Source organism: Streptomyces sp. NPDC048106 (assembly GCF_040706415.1).
Taxonomy (GTDB): domain Bacteria; phylum Actinomycetota; class Actinomycetes; order Streptomycetales; family Streptomycetaceae; genus Streptomyces.
Genome location: NZ_JBEZND010000022.1, coordinates 34636 through 55562 on the forward strand (window position 1 = coordinate 34636; position 20927 = coordinate 55562).

17 protein-coding genes and 3 pseudogenes are annotated in these 20927 nt (G+C 69.8%); 11 read left to right on the forward strand and 9 right to left on the reverse strand.

Annotated features, from left to right (window positions below; all coding sequences use genetic code 11):
- Window position 1 precedes the first annotated feature (1 nt).
- On the forward strand, window positions 2-1507 hold the full coding sequence (locus tag AB0927_RS22380) for a S1 RNA-binding domain-containing protein (protein ID WP_366669432.1): 1506 nt from the start codon (window positions 2-4) through the stop codon (window positions 1505-1507).
- Between the two features lie 216 nt (window positions 1508-1723).
- Here the strand turns inward: AB0927_RS22380 and AB0927_RS22385 are convergent.
- A pseudogene (locus tag AB0927_RS22385) lies at window positions 1724-2598 on the reverse strand (transposase); the annotation flags it as partial.
- 282 nt (window positions 2599-2880) lie between these two features.
- On the reverse strand, window positions 2881-3312 hold the full coding sequence (locus tag AB0927_RS22390) for a MerR family transcriptional regulator (protein ID WP_366669433.1): 432 nt from the start codon (window positions 3310-3312) through the stop codon (window positions 2881-2883).
- Window positions 3313-3368: 56 nt separating this feature from the next.
- Between AB0927_RS22390 and AB0927_RS22395 the strand changes: the two genes are divergently transcribed.
- Complete coding sequence (locus AB0927_RS22395; protein ID WP_366669434.1) at window positions 3369-4352, forward strand: SDR family NAD(P)-dependent oxidoreductase; 984 nt, start codon at window positions 3369-3371, stop codon at window positions 4350-4352.
- Window positions 4353-4461: 109 nt separating this feature from the next.
- Window positions 4462-4809, forward strand: a pseudogene (locus AB0927_RS22400) (transposase family protein); the annotation flags it as partial.
- A gap of 64 nt (window positions 4810-4873) precedes the next feature.
- On the opposite strand, the gene AB0927_RS22405 reads toward AB0927_RS22400, so the two are convergent.
- Window positions 4874-5284, reverse strand: a complete 411-nt coding sequence (locus AB0927_RS22405) for a hypothetical protein (RefSeq protein ID WP_366669435.1) — start codon at window positions 5282-5284, stop codon at window positions 4874-4876.
- A gap of 303 nt (window positions 5285-5587) precedes the next feature.
- Here AB0927_RS22405 and AB0927_RS22410 point away from each other — a divergent pair, with 303 nt between their 5' ends.
- On the forward strand, window positions 5588-7075 hold the full coding sequence (locus AB0927_RS22410) for an FG-GAP-like repeat-containing protein (RefSeq protein ID WP_366669436.1): 1488 nt from the start codon (window positions 5588-5590) through the stop codon (window positions 7073-7075).
- A 254-nt stretch (window positions 7076-7329) separates the two neighbouring features.
- Here the strand turns inward: AB0927_RS22410 and AB0927_RS22415 are convergent, their stop codons facing one another.
- The gene (locus tag AB0927_RS22415; protein ID WP_366669437.1) at window positions 7330-8109 is read right to left on the reverse strand and encodes an NAD(P)H-dependent oxidoreductase; all 780 of its coding nucleotides are present in this window, start codon (window positions 8107-8109) and stop codon (window positions 7330-7332) included.
- 137 nt (window positions 8110-8246) lie between these two features.
- Here AB0927_RS22415 and AB0927_RS22420 point away from each other — a divergent pair, with 137 nt between their 5' ends.
- The 4 genes from AB0927_RS22420 to AB0927_RS22435 all read left to right on the forward strand — a co-directional run bounded on the left by AB0927_RS22420 (window position 8247) and on the right by AB0927_RS22435 (window position 12793).
- Window positions 8247-9074: a helix-turn-helix transcriptional regulator gene (locus tag AB0927_RS22420; RefSeq protein WP_366669438.1), complete on the forward strand. Its 828-nt coding sequence runs from the start codon at window positions 8247-8249 to the stop codon at window positions 9072-9074.
- Window positions 9075-9601: 527 nt separating this feature from the next.
- Window positions 9602-10486, forward strand: coding sequence for an ATP-grasp domain-containing protein (locus AB0927_RS22425; protein ID WP_366669439.1), 885 nt, complete (start codon window positions 9602-9604; stop codon window positions 10484-10486).
- 8 nt (window positions 10487-10494) lie between these two features.
- Complete coding sequence (locus AB0927_RS22430) at window positions 10495-11322, forward strand: alpha-L-glutamate ligase (RefSeq protein WP_366669517.1); 828 nt, start codon at window positions 10495-10497, stop codon at window positions 11320-11322.
- A gap of 193 nt (window positions 11323-11515) precedes the next feature.
- The gene (locus AB0927_RS22435; RefSeq protein WP_366669440.1) at window positions 11516-12793 is read left to right on the forward strand and encodes an endonuclease domain-containing protein; all 1278 of its coding nucleotides are present in this window, start codon (window positions 11516-11518) and stop codon (window positions 12791-12793) included.
- Window positions 12794-12808: 15 nt separating this feature from the next.
- On the opposite strand, the gene AB0927_RS22440 is transcribed toward AB0927_RS22435, so the two are convergent.
- Both AB0927_RS22440 and AB0927_RS22445 read right to left on the reverse strand, forming a co-directional pair.
- Complete coding sequence (locus tag AB0927_RS22440) at window positions 12809-13309, reverse strand: hypothetical protein (protein ID WP_366669441.1); 501 nt, start codon at window positions 13307-13309, stop codon at window positions 12809-12811.
- A gap of 425 nt (window positions 13310-13734) precedes the next feature.
- On the reverse strand, window positions 13735-14268 hold the full coding sequence (locus AB0927_RS22445; RefSeq protein ID WP_366669442.1) for a GNAT family N-acetyltransferase: 534 nt from the start codon (window positions 14266-14268) through the stop codon (window positions 13735-13737).
- 740 nt (window positions 14269-15008) lie between these two features.
- Here AB0927_RS22445 and AB0927_RS22450 point away from each other — a divergent pair.
- A complete protein-coding gene (locus tag AB0927_RS22450) occupies window positions 15009-15986 on the forward strand; it encodes a helix-turn-helix domain-containing protein (protein WP_366669443.1) in 978 nt (325 codons plus the stop codon).
- 190 nt (window positions 15987-16176) lie between these two features.
- Here the strand turns inward: AB0927_RS22450 and AB0927_RS22455 are convergent, their stop codons facing one another.
- From AB0927_RS22455 to AB0927_RS22465, 3 genes and pseudogenes are all read right to left on the reverse strand, one after another.
- Complete coding sequence (locus AB0927_RS22455; protein WP_366669444.1) at window positions 16177-16725, reverse strand: GNAT family N-acetyltransferase; 549 nt, start codon at window positions 16723-16725, stop codon at window positions 16177-16179.
- A gap of 145 nt (window positions 16726-16870) precedes the next feature.
- Window positions 16871-17776: an oxidoreductase gene (locus tag AB0927_RS22460; protein WP_366669445.1), complete on the reverse strand. Its 906-nt coding sequence runs from the start codon at window positions 17774-17776 to the stop codon at window positions 16871-16873.
- Window positions 17777-18049: 273 nt separating this feature from the next.
- Window positions 18050-18151: pseudogene (locus tag AB0927_RS22465) on the reverse strand (IS5/IS1182 family transposase); the annotation flags it as partial.
- Between the two features lie 179 nt (window positions 18152-18330).
- Between AB0927_RS22465 and AB0927_RS22470 the strand changes: the two are divergent.
- Together AB0927_RS22470 and AB0927_RS22475 are read left to right on the forward strand one after the other, a co-directional pair.
- Window positions 18331-18735 (forward strand): hypothetical protein, encoded by a 405-nt coding sequence (locus AB0927_RS22470; protein ID WP_366669446.1) that lies wholly within the window; start codon window positions 18331-18333, stop codon window positions 18733-18735.
- A 954-nt stretch (window positions 18736-19689) separates the two neighbouring features.
- Complete coding sequence (locus AB0927_RS22475; protein WP_366669447.1) at window positions 19690-20871, forward strand: MFS transporter; 1182 nt, start codon at window positions 19690-19692, stop codon at window positions 20869-20871.
- The last annotated feature ends 56 nt before the right edge of the window (window positions 20872-20927 follow it).

Genomic DNA, 20927 nt, shown 5'->3' on the forward strand with positions numbered 1-20927 from the left:
CGTGCTGCCTTACGTCTACCTGGTCACCAAGTACGACCCGGCCGATCGCGATCAGCACGGCCACTATGCCGGTGCCGAGCCGACGACCAGCGCCCACGAACCGGTCGAGGCCGCCTACCTGAAGGCCGTCGCCGCCTTCGCCGAGGAAACCGGCGTCGACCGGCTGGCCATCCGCGAGCCGCAGATCGGGAGCCTCCCCCGCTTCGGCTTGGAGCCACCAGCCGACGGCTACGGCCTGGCTGGCCTGTTCCCGGGTGGCCTCGCCGATTTCCACGACGGTGCGCTGGTTCCGATTACCGTGGTCCTGGAACTCGTTCGGGCCATGCTCCGCGACAGCGGCGCCTGGTGCCGTCTGGAGGTGGAGGGAGCGTTCGCGGTGCACGTCGGCTGGGACCAGTACCTCTACATCGGCAGCAGCCTGCCCTGCGAAGCAGCGCTGGCCCGCGCCCGCTCGCTCGGACTGTTCCCGGAACGCCTGGACGCATCACCGTACGACTTCGCACCGGACGACCCATTGCGCGAGCAGCGCCCGGCCGACGCCGACTTCTGGGCTCGCCTGCACTGGACGGTCAGCGCCCACCGCGCCACGTTCCTGGAGGAGACCTACGCCGGGAACGCTACCCGGTGGCACCGCCTCACCCGTGACAACATCGAGACAGTGCGCTCCCAACTGGCCCCTCGCGCCCAGCTGGCGGTCTGGCCGGACCTGCTCACCGACATCGACGCGGCCATGGCCTCGCTGCGCGACGAGGGCCCGGTAGAAATCCTCTGGGAGGACGAAGGCGGACGGATCACCAGCACCGTCACGGACGAGATCCAGTTCGAGGCAGTGACTTCCCAGCTCACCGGCGCACGCGCCGCCGGCGTCGTATCCCTGGCTACTGATGAGCGGCGCCCGCTGTTCACCGCCGTACTGCCGGACAGCGACGGTGTTCTGCGCGCACGCTGGCAGACCGAGCCGACGCCCAGCGACCGGGACTGGGCCTTCCTGAAGACCCTGCGGCGCGGCCAAGTCGTCACCGGCACGGTGACGACCATCGCCAGCTTCGGCGTCACCTTCGTGGACATCGGCGGCTTCACTGCCGTGATCAACATTCCGGAGTTGTCCTGGCGGCCGATCAACCACCCGTCCGACGTCGTCAGCGTCGGCGAGGAGATCACAGCCCAGATCCTCGACGTCGACATGGTCCGGGAACGGGTGCCTCTGTCGCTACGAGCAGTGCGGGAAGACCCGTGGCCGCAGGTGGCGCAGCGGATTGGACAGGTGGTCACGGGCCCGGTCACCAAGATTGTGTCGTTCGGCGTGTTCGTCCGCATCGAAGACCGGCAGGACGGCTTCGAAGGGCTGGTGCACACCAGCGAGCTGGACGAATCACCCGAAGACGTCATCAAGGTTGGCGATGCCCTTACCGTGATGGTCATCGATGTCGATCTGGCCCGACGGCGCATCGCGTTGTCTCAGACGCGGACCCGTGCACCCCACCATGAGGGAGATCGCCGTTCCTGACGAAACGGCTGCCCTCACGCCCAAGAAGCAGGAGTACAAGTCGGGTGCTGGATCGGATGAGTTGGCCCTGCGCATGATCTCCTGATATGGCGTCAGGATGGCAAGGCAATAGGACCGAGCATCACATCCCAACCGCTGATCTTTGTCAGATAGGCCCTAAGCTTGTCGCTAACCATCCGGCTTCGAACAGGCGGCCTCTGGGGTGGCAGGCTGTGGCTGGGTGTGCTCGGCGATCACCAGCCACGTCCAGCGGTCGGCCGCCGCCGAGTCCCGCAGGCGGGGCCGGGTCCAGCCGAGGGTCTGCTTGAGCAGGCGGAACGTCTGCTCCAGGTCGGACCTGCGCAGGAAAGCCTGCCAGCAGCAGTCCACCTCCTCGGCGTTGGCGCCGGTGCGAGACCACCACAACCACACCGGCCGGTTCGCCCCGCCGCTGGGCAGCTTCTCGACGGCCAGCCGGACGGTGGAGCCGTTCCCAGGCCCGGGCGACGGCGGTGCCGTATCGGCGGGTCGCGGTGCAGGTCACCGCCTGCTCCTTGCCCAAGGTGGCGGGGTCGCCGAAGATGAACTCACCGCCGTGCTCAGGCGGCCGGCCGCCGGCCGGGTTCGCCGCAGCGAACTCCACGCGGCTGGGCGCCCAGCGGCGCATCACCCGGTCCGATCGGAGCCGGCCGAGGACCTGCACCGGCAGGTCGCCGAGCAGGTGGGCGATGCTCGGCGCGTCGTAGCCGGCGTCGATCACCACCAGGACCTCCGGATCACCCGCCTTCCACTGCCCGAGGCGATCAACCTGCCTACCGCGTGGCGAAGTTGGGAGGTGGTGACGGCGGCCAAGTCCGCACCGGGCTCCAGCCGTACCGCGTCCAGGACGGCGGTCCAGGATGTGCGACCGGTCTCCAATGCGCCGACGAACGAGTACGGCCAGCCGGGCATCATCTGGTGCTTGGCGTTGCCGCGGCCGTGGTGCGGCAGAACAACGGGTCTGGGCAGGTCTCCGCGACCGACCTAAGCCACAGCGAGACGTCGACGGCAAGCACCAGGCGGCCGTCCGGAGCGCGGGGCAGCGGCAGGCCGGCCAACTCGTTCCGCAGTTGCAAGTCCTGCAACCCTTCACCCTTCTTGGAGTTCAGGATCACGCGAAGGCCGCATCCACTTCCCGGAGACACCGAACGAGTGATCAACGGACCTGCCTGTTCGAAGCCGGATGTTAAACGACAGGCTAAGGGCCGCCCGTAAACCGTGTTCCAGGTGACGGCGGCAGAACAGAGGTGGAGAGGCCGGTGGCAGGTTGACCGCCGGTGAGGGGCGATCACCGTGTAAACAGCCCTACTCTTGCCCGACGCCCGAATGCGTTGAGTGGAGCTGGCAGAGACGGTTCAGCCCCCGGCAGCCGTCGGGTCCCACAGCCCGGCGGCCGTACCGCGCGCGACGTGCTCGGCGTAGACGCCGACCTTGCGGGCGATGATGGAGCGGCATTCCTCCAGGGCGCGGATCTGGTCCTCGACGCGGTGTTGGTGGGCGTCGAGGAGCCGCAGCCGCTCCGGCTCGTTGCCCGGGCCCTGCCGAACCAGTTCGGCGAATCGCTTCAGTTCGGCGAGGGGCATCCCGGACTCCCGCAGCCGGACGCAGATCCCCAACCAGTCGACGTCGGTGGGGCTGTAACGCCGGCGGCCGCCCGCAGTGCGGTGGACCGGACCGACCAGCAGGCCCTCTCGCTCGTAGAAGCGCAGGGCGTGGACGCTCAGGCCGGTGCGGTCGGCGACCTCGCCGATGCCGAGCGAGTCAGTGAGGGTTTCGGTCGTCGCCATGCGGATCACTCTAGGACTTGATCTAGACCTTACTCTAGCTCTTAGCGTTTCTGGGCATGAGCACTCAGACCGCTACCGCGCAGCACCCGATCAACTCGCCGTTCTCCGCGGCTTCCACCGCCGAGGAGGTCATGGCCGGGGCCGACCTCTCTGGCAGGACCGCTGTCGTCACCGGCGGCTATTCCGGCCTCGGCCTCGAGACCACGCGGGCCCTCGTGGCCGCCGGGGCCCGGGTCATCGTCCCCGCACGCCGGCCCGAATCCGCCCGGGAGGCGCTCGCCGGACTCGGCGGCGTCCCTTGCGAGATCGTCCCCATGGACCTCACCGACCTCGGCAGCGTCCGTGCCGCGGCCGCGCGCATTCGGGAGTCGGTCGAACGGCTCGATTTCTTCATGGCTGTCGCCGGGGTGATGGCCACCCCGGAGCAGCGCGTCGGGCCCGGCTGGGAGTATCAGCTGGCCGCCAATCACTTCGGGCACTTCGCCTTGGTGAGCGAGCTGTACCCGCTCCTGCGCGAAGCGCAGGATGCCCGCGTCGTCGTCTACAGCTCCGGCGGCCACGGCATCACCGACTTCCGCTGGCACGACCCGCACTTCCGTACCGGTTACGACCGCTGGCAGGCGTACGGCCAGGCCAAGACGGCCAACGTCCTGTTCGCCGTCCACCTGGACGCCCTCGGTCGCGGCGATGGTGTTCAGGCGTTCGCCCTCCACCCGGGAAGCATCATCACAGGCCTTCAGCGGGAGCTGACGCTCCGTGAGCAGGTGGAGCTGGGCTGGGTGGACCAGCAGGGCACCGTGATCGGCGAGGGCTTCAAGAGCCCGTCGCAGGGCGCCGCCACCGGCCTGTGGGCGGCAACCTCCCCTCTCCTGGCCGGACGCGGCGGGCTCTATCTGGAGGACTGCGAGGTGGCGCGGGTCACCGACGAGGACGGGCCGATGGACGACGGCTGGGTCCGCGGTTACGCCGTCGACCGGGCCTCGGCCGTACGGCTGTGGGAGCTTTCCGTCGCGGCTACGGGGGCCGGGCCGATCGGCTGACTCGTTCTCGATGGCTCTCGGACGGCGTCCTTGATGGATGGATTGCGCCAGCGACGAGCGTGACATCGGAGACGTAGTGGCGCCTGTGGAAATGGCAGGCCACCACACGCTGGTCACGGTGAGACGACCTGACGCGGCTGGTGTGATCACGGCGTCGTCGCCTGCCCCTGGAGGACCAGGTCCTGCTCGTCGCGACGTACCGGCGCACTAACCTGACGCTGCGCCAGCTCGCCCCCGCTCTTCGGCATCTCCACGTCGACGGCCGACCGGATCGTCAACCACCTCAGCCCCAAGGTCACAAGCGGTTCGCGAAGGACTCCGTGCTCGTCGTGGACGGCACCCTGGTGCCCGCCCGTCGCCAAGGAAGATCCTCCGCGACTGCCGCCTCAAGGGCGACGGCATTCACCACGCGATGCGCGGCGTCGCCCGCTTACACAAGCCAGCCCTCACGGGCTGAGCGAAGAGTCCAACCCGCCGTACCCGCGTCCCCGCCTCCGCGGAGATCTTTTACAGGCCGCCCCTTAGCCGAGTGCGGCGCGCAGCACTGCGGTGACGTCCATGTCAGGGTCCGAGGCGAGCAGGATCTCGGTCGCCCGCCGGATCAGGTCGGCGCAGTCCTCCAGCGGTGCCGCGTCCAGGGCCGCGCGCACCCACATGGGGACCTCGCCTGCCTCTACGGGCGGCGGGGCCTCCCACGGCAAGGGGAGGTTGCTGGTGGCGTACGGGGCGGCCGGCAGCCCGACGCGATCGGGGTGCACGCACACCGGTACGCCGGCCGCGGTGAACCGGTGGCCGGTGACCGGGTCGAACGCGCAGTCCCGGGAAGGGCGCTCGAAGACGTCGAACCGTCCACCGGGCAGTCGTAGGGACGGGCATACACCGCACACTGGCCGGCCGTCCCGTGCGAACGGCTCCCCGTGTTCCCTCGTCACCGAGTCGCACCTTCCGTGAGTTGGTGGGGAGCACGGTAGCCGAGTCGGGCCCCGGCTCCAGGCGGTGTCGTCAAGTCCCCGCGGGCCGTGGGCGGGGGCGTGACCGCGCTCGGTGGCGCTGACGTCGAGCTCGCGGATGCAGTCCGGGAAGACGCAGTGCCTGATGCGCGCGGTCGCGCCGGCTACCGCGCGCACCGGTACGGTGAGTCCAGGTGCGCGCCGGAGACGTACAACCTTTCGGGCGGTTCGGGTGCCCGGTGGAGCGCCCGAGATCGTTCCGCTGTTCCACGTAAGGGAGTTCGTGTGCGCAGAGTCCTCACGGCGTCAGCCGTGCTCGCCGCCGTCATAACGGCCGTGCCGCTCTGCCCGGCCGCCTCCGCCGCCGCGCCCTACAAGGGGGCCAACACGGCCGCCGTGCAGGACGACTTCAACGGCGACGGCTACCGGGACCTGGTCGTCGGAGCGCCGTACGCGGCCAACGGCAGTGTGGAGGCGGCCGGTGCCGTGGTCGTGCTGTACGGCTCGTCGACCGCCGTGAGTGCCACACACCGCACCGTGATCACGCAGGCCACGGCCGGCATCCCCGGCGACCCCGAGGAGTACGACCGTTTCGGCACCTCGGTGGCCTCCGCCGATCTCGACCGGGACGGGTACGCCGACCTGATCGTGGGCACGCCGGACGAGGGCGTGGGCAGCAAGGTGTCGCGGGGATCGGTGACCGTGGTGTGGGGTGGACCGCATGGGCTGGCCGGCGGCATGAACATCGCGCCGCCGCCCGGTTTCGCTGGAGGGTTGACGTACTGCAGCTTCGGGATGTCCGTGGCCGTCGGTGACATGAACGGCGATGGCGCGCCTGAGCTGGGGGTCGGCTCCAGATGCGGCGGCTCGGCCTACATCGGCCCGTTCGCCCGCACCGGCTGGTCCGCCTCCCGGTACCTCGAAGGACGGGCGTCCGGGCGGGGCGTGGTGATGGGCGACGTGAACGGCGACGGACGGGCCGAGCGGTTCTGGCTCTCCGGACCCGCCGACGACGACCTGCGCGGCACCGTCTACCTGGAGAACGGCGCCGCCGCAGACGGCACCGGAACCGTGGGCGGCCCCACCGAGCTCCCCTACGCCGACGGCCACGCCGGGCAGATCGGTGACGTCAACGGCGACGGTTACGGCGATCTCGTCACTGGCATCGCGGAGGACGACTACCTGGCGAACGAGACCGGCGCTGCCCACCGCGGCGGTGAGATCCAGGTCCTCTACGGCGGCCCCCACGGCATCACCACCGACCAGCACCCCACGGTGTTCCACCAGGACACGGCGGGCGTGCCTGGAGTCGCCGAGAACGGAGACGAGTTCGGCCAGTCTCTCAGTGTCGGCGACGTGAACGGTGACGGATACGCCGATGTCCTCGTCGGCTCGCCCGGCGAGGCGGTCGGCAGCAACCCGATGGCCGGCACCGCCGTCCTGCTGCGCGGCTCGGCCTCCGGTCTGACCACCGCCAAGGCCGCCGGTTACACCCAGGACACGGCCGGGGTGCCCGGCGCGGTGGCGAGCGGGGGCAACCAGTTCGGTGCGACCGTCCACCTCGCCGACCTCAACCGGGACGGCAGGGCCGAGATGGTGGTCGGAGTGCCCACTGAGAACAGCGACGGCTGTGTATGGGTCGCCCGCGGCTCGATCGTCGGTCCCGTCCTGAGCAGCTCGTTCGACGTCTGCGGCAAGAGCGCCGGGATCAGCGTCCGAAACATGAAGGGCTACTTCGGCGCGGCCATGACCAGCGCGCACGTGCAGATGTGAGCTGCCCCGGCCGCGCCCGGCGCGGCCGGGCGACCGCCCCCACGGATGACGAGCGCGAGCGAGACCAACGAGCGGCGGCGCAGCTGTGGTCCACCGTCGGCCGCCCCGGCACGGCGAGTGCGTTCTGGCAGACGCAAGGGTGAGGCCCCGAAGAACGGGGGCGCCCGGGGCCGAGAGCAGGTGGTCGGCCGCCACTGCCGCCCCGGTGCTCGGGCTGCTCCTCGGGCTCGCGTCGTCCTGTCCGTCTCCGGCGGTCAGCCGTGCACGTGCAGCCCGAAGCCCGTGCGGCCCGCAGGCTCCCTTCCCTCCTTCAGGTGCAGCGAGGGGATCTCGTAGTCGCCGAAGTTCTGGCGCCGGAACGCGATCGGCTCGGTCGACTCCAGGGTGAGCAGACGCCGCTGCCATGCCTTGGCGACGTCCGGGTAGGCATCGCCGGTCATCCGGTCGGTGCCGTACAGCACGAAGGGCGGCAGTACCTCGATGCCCGGGTAGTAGAGGATGCCATGCTGGATCGGGAACAGCAGGTCGTCGATGGGGCCGTTGATGCCGCGAGCGGCATAATGCGACTCCGGGCCGCCGGCGGTCACCGACAGCAGGGCCTTCCTGCCCGCGAGAGTGCCTTCACCGAAGCGCTCGCCGTACTTGGTGTCGCTGTGCTCGCCGACGCCGTACGCGAAGTGGTAGGTGAACACCCGGTCCACCCAGCCTTTGAGGATCGCGGGCATGGTGTACCACCACAGCGGGAACTGGAAGATGATCGTGTCGGCCCACAGCAGCTTCTCCTGCTCGGCGAGGACGTCCGGGGTGAGCGTCCCGGCGTCGAAGGCCCGGCCCGAGTCCCGGGCGACCTCCAGCGGACTTGAGGCGTTGGGGCCGTAGTCCGTGGCGTCCACGACTGCCTTCCAGTTCATCGCGTACAGATCGCTCACCCGTACGTCGTGCCCGGCGGCCTCCAGCGTGGACACCGCGAGGTCCTTCAGTGAGCTGTTGAGCGACTTCGGCTCCGGGTGGGCGTAGACGATCAGCGTCTTCATGGGAACTCCTTCGGATCGGATGCCTCGATCCTGGGCGTCGCGGCGCCCGGCGTTCAGGGGCTCCTCTTCCGTCGGACGGGACTTCCTGGTAACGACAGGGCCACCTTCACGGGGAGCACCGACGCCATACTGGGGGCATGGATGATCTCGCGGGCTTCCTGCGGACCCGGCGTTCCCGGGTCACCCCGGCGGCCGTCGGCATCCCCACCGACAGTCGCCGCCGGGTCGAAGGGCTGCGCCGCGAAGAGGTGGCGCACCTGTCCGGAGTCAGTGTCGATTACTACGTACGCCTGGAGCAGGGCCGCGCGACCCAGCCGTCCGAGCAGGTCCTCAACGCGCTCGCCCGCGTCCTCGGCCTGGACGAGACCGAACGCGGGCACCTCTACCGGCTCGCGCGGCAGCGCCGCCGCCGCGCGAAGGCACCGAGCGGGCGGATCCGGCCGGAGCTGCTGCGCGTCCTCGACCTGGTCGCCGACGCACCCGCGCTGATCATGAACCACCGCCTGGACGTGCTCGCCGGGAACCGCCTCGCCGGAAACCTCTTCGGCCGGCCGATGCCGGGCTTGAACACCGCCCGGCACATCTTCCTCGAGGAGGCCGAGCACGGCCTCTACGCGGACTGGGAGAACTGCACCCTCGACGTGGTCGGGCACCTGCGCCTGGCCGCCGGGAAATTCCCCGACGACCCCCGCCTGGCCTCGCTCATCGGCGAGCTGGCGATGGGCAGCGAGCGCTTCCGCCACCTCTGGGCCCGTGCTGACGTGCGCGCCCGCACCCATGGACGCAAGTCCTACTGGCACCCGTTGGTCGGCGCCCTGGAGCTGCACCAGGAGAACTTCCCGCTGCCGGACGAGTCCGGCATGGAGCTGCTGGTGCTGTCCGCGTCCCCCGGCAGCCCCGCCGAGGACGGACTGCGCCTGCTCGCGGGCCTGAACGAGGACGCGGTGCCACACATCGCACAGTGAACGCTCGGCTGCGCGGACAACTCAACGACGCCCGCCCACCGTTGGGAGCGCCGTAACACTGGCGTCGGCCGCTGTCGTGTCTGCGCCTGGTAGCCCACCGACATCACCTCACCCCCTGCCGAGCCGTCCCGGTGAGGCACCGCCCGGCGCGGCCCCCAACGCCTTGGTACGCCCTCCGCTTCCTTCCCAGGGGCGGCTCCACAGATCCTGAGCATTGCTCCGCCACCGCACGGGCCCTCGGCGACGAACTTGATACGGCATTGGCTGGAGTGGCGAAGCCCTGTCCGGGGTGCCGCTCCCCGAACCGGGCCAGTCCCGCCGGCGCCCCGCGTCCCGTATCGGCCCTCAGGGCCGGGGCCACAGCGGGAGCGGGTATCGTCCGCGCGCAATGGAGGGGATCTTGCCGCCGGCTCCATCCGTCGCGGCAGGGGCCCGTCGGAGTGGTAAGCGATGTGGGAGATCATGATCCCTCAGGTGTCACTGGTCGTTGAACGGGCGCCCTGGGGGCCCGAGACGGGGTAAGGCTGATGAGACTCTGCTTCCTGGTGGAGGAGCAATACCGGCACGACGGCATGCCCGTTGAGGTGATACACCAACTCGTCTCCTGGGGACACAGGGTGGATGTGCTGCGCCCCGGCAGCTCGCTGGTGGCCGTGTCCGAGGCGGTGCGTGCCGGCAGCCACGACGCGTGGGTGCTCAAGACGGTGTCGGGAGGGCCCGGACTCACCCTGCTGGAGGCGGCTGCCGCCGTCGGCCTCACCACCGTCAACGACGCCCGTGCCATCAGAGGTGTCCGGGACAAGGTGCTGGCCGCGGTGATCGGCCGCAGTCACGGCCTGCCCGTTCCACTGACCTACGCCGTGTCCCGCTGGGAAAGCCTGGCGGAGGTACCCGAGGCGGACTATCCGCTGGTCGTCAAGCCGGCCGACGGCAGCTCGGGGCGCGGTGTGCGCCTCCTGATGTCACCGGACCAACTGAGGGCGTTGGGAGCGGACCTGGCGGACCAGGGAACCCTGATCGCCCAGCCGTACGTGCCCAACTCGGGAACCGACCTCAAGGTGTACTGCGTCGACGGCGAAATGTACGCGACCGAGCGCTGCTCACCCCTCCAACCGAGCCTCACGACCCGCGAACGACGCGTCCGGCTACCCAAAGAAGTAGCACGGATCGCGGCGGAGGTAGGCAGGGTCTACGGGCTTCAACTGTACGGCGTGGACGTGCTCATGGGCCCTGACGGCCCGATGGTCGTGGACGTCAACGACTTCCCCAGCTTCCGCCAGGTTCCCGACGCGCCCGCCCGGGTGGCCAGGGCCATCCTGAGACTGGCACGCGACGCCGACACGACGCCGCGCGTGGGCGCCGCAGTGACCCCTCCGCCGGCCGCCGCCAGGATTCCGGTGCAACTCCCGTGACCGGACGGATGAAGATAGGTTTCATCACATCACGGCCCGACCATCCGCTGCTGACGGCCACGGCGGCTCTTCTGTCACCCCGTCACACGGTCCATTGGATCGACCCGGCCGACGCGGCGAGCCCGCGTATGAGCGACCCGCCGGCTGACGTCTACCTGCTCAAGGCGCGTACAGCGCCGGCCCTCGCGCTGGCCGGGGCTCTGGAGAGGCACGGCGCCCCCGTCGTGAACTCGTCGGATGCGACGGCGTTGTGCCAGGACAGGACCCGCATGGCGGAACTCGCCACCTCCGGGGGGCTGCCGTTCGCAGGCAACAGGACGGTCGTAAAGCTCCGGCACCTGCTCACCGAGCCCGGACTTCCTTATCCACTGGTGGTGAAGAGCCGCCACAGCAGGCGCGGCGACCTGGTCGCACGGGTCGACGGCGCTGGGTCGCTCCGTGACCTGTGCGACCAGTGGGCCGACGAGCCGGTGGTGGTACAGCCCTTCATTGCCAACGACGGCTGGGATCACAAACTCTGGGTGATAGACGGCCAGGTGTTCTCGGCGCTGCGGCGCTCCGAGCTTGCCGGTGAAGCTGCTGCCGAGCGTGTGACGGTGTCTCTGCCACTGTGCGAACTCCCGGAGGGCTGGGTGGAACTGGCGAGAAGAGCCGGTCAGGTCTTCGGGCTCGACGTGTACGGGGTCGATGTGATCGACATCGGGAACGGCACGCCGCGGATCGTGGACATCAATGCCTTTCCCGGGGTACGGGGCCAGGCGGGCGCCCCCGAGGCGCTGATGGCACTTGCGCTGCGCACCGCCGGGAAAGGGGGACGTCCGAGGGGAGGGCTGTGAGGCCGCCGTCGAATTTTCAAGGATGCGGCGGGCCGTACAGCAGGGTCGGCTGAGCCCCGTGAGGTGCGGGCCGGCACGCGCAGGGCGGTCGGCGCTCCACAGGGCTCTCCGTGTGCGGAGCGGGGGCAATGGTCTACAGGCACCGAGGCCCTTGGAGAGCCGTCGCCGCGTTGCAGGCCGTTAACCTGTCCGTATGTCAGAGCGTGTCATGTCCGGCAGCGTGGACGGCCTGATCACCCTGGAGGCCGCGGACGCTCTGTGGGCCGATCTGACGGCCGACAGCGCTGTACCGACGGCTTCTGGGGCGTTCACCTGCTCTCCTGCCCATGCCCGGATGGGGTACGTCCTGCTCGGCGGCCACGCGGTGACGACGGTGAGCGCGAGCGGCGGTCAGTGGAGTGTTTTGGAGGTTGAGGTGCGCCGGGCAGCCGCGGCGCTGAACTCGGTGGGGATGGATCGACGCGACCTGGTCCGCATCGGCCCGTTTCGCGGGGCGCCGAGGCTGGAGTGCGACGAGGAGACACCGCTGCGTTGGCGCCAGCGCATCGCGGGGGAACTGCAGGAACCGGGCGGCCCGGGGCTGGCAGCACGACGTGCGGCCGGCCGGCCGTACCACCTGGCGGGAATCGACTGGCGACAGATGCTCGTGGAGCAGACCCGCGACCGGACGCAGCGGACATGGTGGCTGCCGCGCGCCGTGGTCAGGCTGCTGGACGCGGCCGAGCACGCCGAAACGCAGTGGGTGCAAACCACGCGAACCCGCCAGGCAGGCGCAGCCGCCGCCGGGGCCCCCGCGCCGCGCCCGTACAACGAAGAGCTGAGAGGCCAGCTGTACTCGGTGCTCAGCAGGAAGCCCGGCACCGCCCGAAAGGTGGCCGGGTGGGCGTGCGCCGTCTGCCGCACCGCGCCCGCCGCAGTCCTCGACCACTGCCACGAGCACGGCTACGTCCGCGCCCCCCTCTGCCAATCCTGCAACACACAAGAGCGCCCCGACCACCTGTACAGCAACGACATCCGCGTGGCGAACCACTACACACGCCTCTTCCACACCGACACCGACGACTGGCTCCGTCACTGGCACCGCTGCCCCGGCTGCCGCGCACGCACCACCCTGCCCCTGCCGCACCTCGCCGCATGGACCGCCCACATAGCCTGCCGGTCGCTGCGCCCGACCCACCGCGCTCCCCGCGGACGCAAACCCTGCGGTGTCCTGCGCGTGTCCTGGACGGGCAGTCAGAACACGCCCCGCTCCTGTCTGATCACTGTCGCCGTCGACTGCTGCCCCTCCGGCGAGCACCGGGTCCTGGCACAGGTCTCCTACCGTGAAGCCGCCGAGCGGTTTCGTGTCTGGTTGGCCGAGACGGCCCCTGCCGTGGCCGCTGCGGCCGGTCCGGACCGTTTGGACGGCCTCCCTGCCCAGCTCCGGCCAGTCATCGCGGACACCGACGGCGAGGGTCTTGCTCTGTTCTGAGCGCGGCCGGATGTGCTATCCGATGCTGTGGATGACGGAAGCCGTCGGCTTGGCACCGTCCTCGCGGCAGTTCGCCTTGCGCTCCTGCGGCGTCGCGCCCCTGCCCTTGAAGGTCACGGCCACCAGGACGTTCCTCTCCACCTCGATCGTGGTGCAGTCTCCTCCGGCGTAGTCCACGCTGCCGTACGCCTCGGTCGGGGAGACCGCCGTCATACCTCGGGTCTCGGTGGCGAACATCGCCTGCGCGCGTGCCGGGCCGTCGTGGACCTTGCCGTCCCGATACGGCGCCAGGGTGCGCGGGTCGTACTTGCCGCTGTCGAAGATGTCGACGGAGACGCGTGTCGCGGCGCCGGACGTGCAGGCCAGGGAGGCGAGGCGGATCGGACGAGACTCCCCGGCGGACGTCTCGGTCCCGTCGGTGCGCAGTTCCTCGGCCAGCGTCGGCTTTCCCGGCAGCTTCGCCGCCAACTGCGTGCAGTGCGGCAGCTTCGGATGCCACGCTTCGCCGCCGGACACGGCCACGATGGTGCCGACGGCCGCCACGACGACGACCGCCGCGGCACCGGTGAGCCACCACAGGCGGCGGCCCTTCCCCCGGGGGCGGCGGATCGCCGGCCGTCGAGGCCTCGGTGGGAACCCGCGGTTGTGGCGCCGCGGTGCCCGGTATCTCAGACATGATGGTTCCCCCGTGTCGTCCGCATGTTCGGCAGGATGCCGCGCCGACATGGTAGGGGGCTGACGCATGGTCGACGTGCCACCACCACAGATGGCCTCGGCCGGCCGCCCCGGACCGTCCCGCTTCGGGATCCTCGAAACCGGTCAAGGGCGACAAGGACGGGTGATGTTGCCCGGCTCTGGCTCCCGGAACTCCTGCTCAGCTCGTGAAGAGACCGCCTGCCAGCACTGCGCGGAGCCGGCCGCAAGACCGAACGCCGGGTGTGTCAAAGCCGTTTCATGGTGAACAGGGTGGTCCCGTGCACCGCGTCCACTTCCTTCCGATCGGTCTCAGTGAAACCGACCTTGGCCAGCACACGGCGGGAAGCGGTGTTCCAGTCCCAGACCGTGGCCCACAGGCGTTCGTACCCAGACGATCTCGCCCATTCCAGAACCGCCAACGAGGCCTCGGTCGCGTATCCCTGACGCCAAACTCGGCGTAGCAGCTCGAATGCCAGTTCCGGTTCCCTTGCCGACCCCCGCCCGCTGTCGACCAGCCCGCAGTAGCCGATGACGTCACGAGACGCCTTCCGTTCGACCGCCAGCAACCCGGTCGCCCACACCGGGTTGGTGCGGATCGAATCCTCGAATTCCGCGACCGTGGGGCGTCCGTCCGCGTCGATTCGGCGGTGCGGCGGCACTCGTGGATCACGTTCGGTCCACAGTTCACGCTGAACGACGGCCTCGGCTACCCGCCAAGGCCTGAGCAGCAGGCGACTCGTCTCGAGTGCGACCTCGCTGTCCGGCGCGCCAACTGTCATGACAGCAACCATCTCACGGGCGAACACGCTGTGGGCATCCGAGATCCGTCCCGAGCGTCGTCTTGGACCTGTGCACGTTCGGTTGTGCACGAGTGTGGTCTCTGCGGGCCCGACCCGGCGCAGCCGCGACGAACGACGGTCGGCGGCACCGCGCGCATGCTGGTTTGGTTCCGTCCTCATGGGCATCGACGGATCAGCGGACACGGATACTCGTGCGGTCCAGGTACCGTCCGGCCTGACGTGGGCGTCTTCCTCGGGCTGGACGTCTGATACGACTCCAGGGCCCCGCGCATGGTCCAGCGGCTGCTCGACGAGGATTTCGACGCGCTGGACGAGCAGACCGGACCGGAAAGCCCCACCCCAAGGCGCTTCTCCGGCTGGCCCGCCACCGGTGACCGCGAAGCACCAGGTCGAGCAGGAAAGCCAACGGTGTCCTGTGCTGTCGCGGTACCGCACAGCGTCGGACGTGCGCGCGGACTGCCTCGATTCTTGCCGACGGTTGTGCCTGGAGGTGAACGAACTCCACTGCTTGGCTGTTGGGTGCCGGCGGGAACCCGGGCCTCGCCGAAGCGGTCCGGTCGCGCTCCAGCGAGGTCGCTGCCCGTACGACGAGCATCCGGCCCTGCCGGGCACCAGCCCGAGAAGGGTGTGGCCGGCCGTCCTGTTCCCGTCGGTTGCAGCCCCTGAGTCACTTCCCCCGAGGGGAGAGCAACTTGAGCTTGGTGTTGACGACCGCTTCCGTGCCGGACCGTGAGAAGGTCGCGTACTGGAACGACGCGGTGAGCAGGACACTGGTGCCGATGACGGTCGCGCCACGGGGAGACGGCCCGTTCCACGGCCGGATCGCCACCGACCACCTCGGTTACCTCCAGGTCTCCACCATGGAGGCCGACGCGAAGCGGGTCAGCCGCACTCCGGCACTGATCGCCCGATCGTCCGAGGCCATGGTGGCTGTCGGCGTCCAGGTATCGGGCACGGCCACCTTCGTCCAGGACGGCCGACGGGCCGAGGTGGGCGAGGGAGACCTCGTGGTCTACGACACGGCCCGACCGTACTTCTTCGACTATCCGCAGCGGTTCACCACGCACGTCTTCCAACTGCCCCGCCATAAGCTGGGTGTGGCGGACGGCGACATCCGCCAGGTCACCGGCAACGCCATCGGGACCACGGACGGCTTCGGGGCGGTGCTGCTTCCGTTCCTGGCCACCCTGGCAGCCTCGGCGGACGGCTACCCACCGGCCGTCGCGAGTCAGTTGGCAGGCCATGTCGTCGACCTGTTCGCCACCCTGATCACCGAGCGGACCCACCCGGGCGGCGCGGACGCGGACACCGCCCGCAGCCACGTGCTCATACGCGTCCGCGACTACATCAACCAAAACTTGGGCGACCCGGACCTCTCGCCGGAGGGCATCGCCCGGACGCACCGGATTTCCGTGCGGTACCTGCACCGGCTGTTCGAGAGTGAGCGGACCACCGTGAGCCGGCTGATCCAGCAGCGGCGCCTGGAGGAATGCGGCCGGGAATTGGCCCACCTCGGGACGGCCTCCACCGTGTCCGCCGTGGCCCATCGGTGGGGATTCGTCAGCACCTCCCACTTCAGCCGGGCCTTCCGCCGCACTTATGGCGTGTCCCCCCGTGAATGGCGCAAACTGCGCGCCGCCCAGGTCGATGGCGGGCAACTCTCGGCGGGCGCGCGGTCGCCCTCCGCGTCCCGATGAGGGACGGCGGAAATTCACCGCCGCAGCACGAGGAGCCAGGGGGCGGCCGGATAGCGGGAGTTGTGACCGCGGCCGCCGCCTTCACGGGCGGCGCGCCGTACCACCCCGTCTTGAGCCTCGAAGGATTTCCTCGTGCTCGGCCGACTTCAGCGCGATTCGTGCGGACACTCGGACACTGCCGAGCACGACCTCAGTCGGACCGCACGACCGGGGACCACATGCCGAACCACTGCTCGGCGCCCCAGTCCTCGTACCGTTGCACCTCGGTGAATCCCAGCTTCGCCGCGAGGCGCATCGAGCGCTCGTTGGCGGTCTGGGTGGTCAGCACCACCGGCTCGCCGGGCAGCGCTCCGGCGCACCAGTCGAGTGCCGCCACGCACGCCTCCGCGGCGTATCCGTGTCCCCACGCCTGCGGCAGGAACATGTAGCCGAGCTCGGCCTCCGAGGCCCCGGGCCGGACGTGGACCGGATGCTCCGGGTCACGCCGGTCGAGCGTGACGATCCCGATCATCGCCCCGTCGAGATCGACCACGAAGAGGCCAGGGCGCCGCTTGGGCGTCTCGGGCACCGCACGCTCGAACTCGTCACGCTGCCGAGGGCCACCGATGTAAGTGCCCACCTCGGGCGAGGTGAACAACTCGATGACCGCCGCACGATCCCGGGCCTCGGGCTCACGGAGCACGAGCCTCTCGGTCCTGATCGGGGCAGGTGGCCAGGCGACAGGTTCTAACTCAGTCATGCAGGCCAGCTAATCAGCAGGCCCGGTGACGATCAAGGCTCGCGGACCGGTCAACGCGCCTGCTCAGGCTCGGGTTTCTTCTCTCACACCCTCCAACGAGCCACGACTCACACTGCTTCGCCCTTCGGGTTCACGGCTGGGAGTCTCAGGTTGTGCCCTTGTCCGGCTGGTCGAGGAGAGCCAATTCCTCTGCGGTCAGGCGCAGGCTTCCGGCGGCGATGTTCTCCGCGAGGTGTGCCGGGTTGGTGGTGCCGGGGATGGCCAGTACGTGCGGACCGCGGTGGAGGGTCCAGGCGAGCCGTACCTGGGCCGGCGTCGCATGGTGGGCGTCGGCGACGGAGCGGACCCGCGCATCGCGCTCCTGGCCTGGGGACGCCTCGCGGCGCAGGCCGGAGACCGCGAAGAACGGGACGAAGGCAATGCCCTGGGCCCCGCACAGATCCACCAGCCCGTTCTCGTCGGCACGGCGCCAGTCCAGGCCGTAGGAGTTCTGCACGCAGACCACGGGCGCGATCTTCTGGGCCTCGGCCACGTGCTCGGGCAGGACGGCGGAGAGCCCGAGGTGCCGGACCAGGCCGGCCTCGCGCAGCTCGGCGAGAGCGCCGAAGTGCTCGGCGAGCGAGGCCGTGCGAGGGCCGCCGACGCGTAGGTTCACCACGTCCAGGCAGTCCCGGCCGAGCTGGCGCAGGTTCTCCTCGACCTGGCCACGCAACTGGTCGGGGCGGACCGTGTCGAGCCACTCACCGGAGGGATCACGCCCCGGGCCGACCTTGGTCACCACGACCACGTCGCCGGACCAGGACGAGAGGGCACGGTTGACGAGCTCGTTCGCGGACCGCAACGGTGAGAAGTAGAAGGCGGCCGTGTCGACGTGGTTGACCCCCTGCTCGAACGCGCTGTGCAGCAGGCCGACAGCGACATCGCGATCGATCGGCGGGCCGTCGGAGTTGCCCATCATGCCGTTGCCCGTCAGCCGCATCGCGCCGTAGCCGATGCGATTCACCTCCAGGTCCCCGAGCTTCCACGTCCCTGCTGCCGCTGCTGCGCTCACCGTGCTCCTTCATCCTCGGTTCGTCACGTCCCGGAGTATGGGGCCGTCACGGTGTGCTGCGACAGGTCGACGGGCCGGGCGAAACGTCACATCTCTGCCGGGAACTAACCAGCACCGCAGAGCCGTTGGACGTGGCAAGAGAGTCGCTCGTCCTTCGTCGGTGAAGGAGTTGGAGCGGGTGCTGGGGCCGAGCGGCTAGCAACTCAGCCTGTGTCGGACGTGATCCGGGTGCGCCGCGCCGACCTCGATGCCGTTCTCGTCGAGGCCGTTAGGCGCACGGCCGCGACGCGCGAAGCGCCTGGCCGTAAGGCCTGGCTCTATGAACTCCCAGCGCCCATCTGGCAGATCATTCGGATACGGGCGTCGCTTCGGCATGCTCCGCAGGTGGCGGATCCCCCTGCTGGAGTACCTCTGTCGGCCAGCACGCGCCGAGCCATCGACTCGTGCCTCCCGAAGACGACACAGCTACGCGCGACTCTGCCTCGTTCCGGGTCGTGTCCGACGGGCCGTAGCTCGCTTAGGCGTCAAAGAAGCGATTCGGCGACGATGTGCGGGTGTTCTACGAAGATCTCAGCGAGTACGACTACCAGGACGACGATGCGTTCGCGGACAGAGAGTCGGGCGTCTACGCGCTTTGGTACCGCCCGGCGTACACCCGCCTGAACATCGGGTGGCTGGAAGCCGGCGAGTCGTACGCGACTGGAACGGTCCCCGCGGTCTTCGTGGAGAAGCTGAAGGCTGTTCAGGAGGTCCAGTGGATGAACGTCTGCCTTGGGGTGCACGAGTGCGGCCTGTGTCCTGAGGAAGAGGCTCCGGAAGGGAACGGAGAGGTCCGGATCCCGGGCGTGCCCGGGATCGCCTATGCCGCTCCGTTCCTGATCACGCACTACGTCACGCATGCTGGAATAGGGCCGAGCGAACTTACGTACACAGCCAGAGCCGGATCGAAGCGACGGTGACATGCCGGACCGGCGTGCTTCCGGGGACTCTCGGTGGGCGGGACATCGGCATGGGCCTGGACGGCCCGCCTCGGGCGGCGTGGATCGGCCCTCGCCCCTTTTACTCCCCGGCCGCCCGCCGTCCCGTGCTGGGCGCGCTCTCCGGGCGCGTAATCGCGCGCGGGCGGCACACACAGCCCGCAACACCGCGCGGCACGCGTTGGACCGCCCCTCCGGCCCCCGCAGACCCGCCCAACGCCTTCCGCACGGCCGGGCAACCGCGCCCCGGCGCAGCCGTCCGCGGTGCCCCCGGCTGCGGGGATCCTGGTGGTGGTGCGATGCGGCCGGTCCAGATTGCCGTACAGCTTGTTGTCCTTGAGCGCAAGGCTCTTCGAAGGCGTCCCTCGCCGGCACCTCTCGCGGGCGCGGACGGACCACTGGTGCTGCACCGACAGACAAGATGCCTGCGCCGGCCGCTCCTAAAGTGCTACCCACGCCTGCGGTCCGTCGCCAGGCTGGAACGTCGCGAGCGCCCGTCCGACCCTGCGCTCGCTCCGGGCAAAGCAGCGAACCAGTCCCAACCGCCCGGCCGCGCATCAGCCGATCACCACGACATCGAAGGGGGTTGCGCCTTGCCCCATGGCGAGAGCCCGACCGTCGCCCCGTTCCGCGGCCCGTGTGGGTGACCGGTTCAAGCCCTGCGCCTCGGTCGCCGCAGCGGGCCCGAGCCACCGGCGGTACGAGCGCTGCGGGCCTATCTCTAATTGAGATGACTGCCATCCCGAACCATCGCCTCAGATGAGGAAGCACCGGGGTCAGATCGACGCTTCTGTCTACGTGACGGCATCGAGGAAGCTGCCGGGCACTTGTATCCACGCCGGTCTTCCGGCTCGCCCCGTCAAGAAGGTGCACATGTCCGCCTCATCCGATCTCCAAAGCTCGAACCGGCCCGCGACCGCCGCGGCCCCTCACGGCGTGCCAAGCCGGCTGGTCGCGCTCCTGGCCGTCGCCTCCGGCATGACCGTGGCCAACCTCTACTACGCCCAGCCCCTGCTGTCCTCGCTGAGCAGCGTCTTCCACACCAGCACCGCCACCGCCGGCACGCTGATCACGCTGACCCAGGTCGGCTACGTGATCGGCATGATCTTCCTGGTACCGCTCGGCGACCGGCTGGAGAAGCGCAACCTGATCACCGTCTTGCTGACGGTCACGACGCTCGCCCTCGTGGCGGCGGGACTCGCCACCAGCTTCACCATGCTGCTGATCGCCTCGCTGGTCAGCGGCGCCACCTCGGTCGTCGCCCAGATCCTGGTGCCCTTCGCCGCCAGCCTCGCTCCCGACCACGCGCGCGGCCGCATCGTCGGCCGGGTGATGAGCGGCCTGCTCGCCGGCATCCTGCTCTCCCGCACGTTGAGCAGTCTGGTCTCGGACCTCGCCGGCTGGCGTGTCGTCTTCCTCGGCTCCGCCGCCCTGATGGCCATACTCGCCGTAGCGCTGCGCACGGCCCTGCCCCAGCACGCGCCGACCACCACGATCCCGTACCACCACGTGCTGCGCTCCACCGTCCAGCTCGTGCGCACGCACCCGGTACTGCTGCGCCGTGGCCTCTACCAAGCGGCGATGTTCGGCGCCTTCAGCGCGTTCTGGACCACGGTCTCCTTCGTCCTGACCGGTCCCCGCTTCCACTACTCCCCCATCGGGGTCGGCGTGTTCGCCCTCGTCGGCGCCGCCGGAGCAGCCATCGCCCCGTTCGCCGGGCACTGGGCCGACCGGGGGCTCGTACGTCCCATGACCGGCATCGCCTTCGTGGTCGCCGCCCTGGCCTTCGTTATCGCCGGGTTCGGCGGACACAGCGTCGTACTGATCGGCCTGGCCGCGATCCTCATCGACATGGCCGTACAGACGACCCTGATCCTGGGCCAGCACACCGTCTACCAGCTCGACCCCGCCGCCCGCGCCCGCCTCAACAGCGCCTTCATCGCCATGTTCTTCGTCGGCGGCGCGGTCGGCTCGCAACTCGGTTCCGTCGTCTATCACTCCGGAGGCTGGGTCGCCGTGACCATCCTCGGCGCCGCCCTCCCCGTGGCGGCTCTCCTCTACTGGGCCACCGAGCGCGGACAGCGAGCGACGGCGGAGCCGGGTAACGCGAGCCGGTAATACCGGCCGGTATCAACAGGCCCTCGCGGCACGCCGTGGGCTGAGGGTTCCACGGA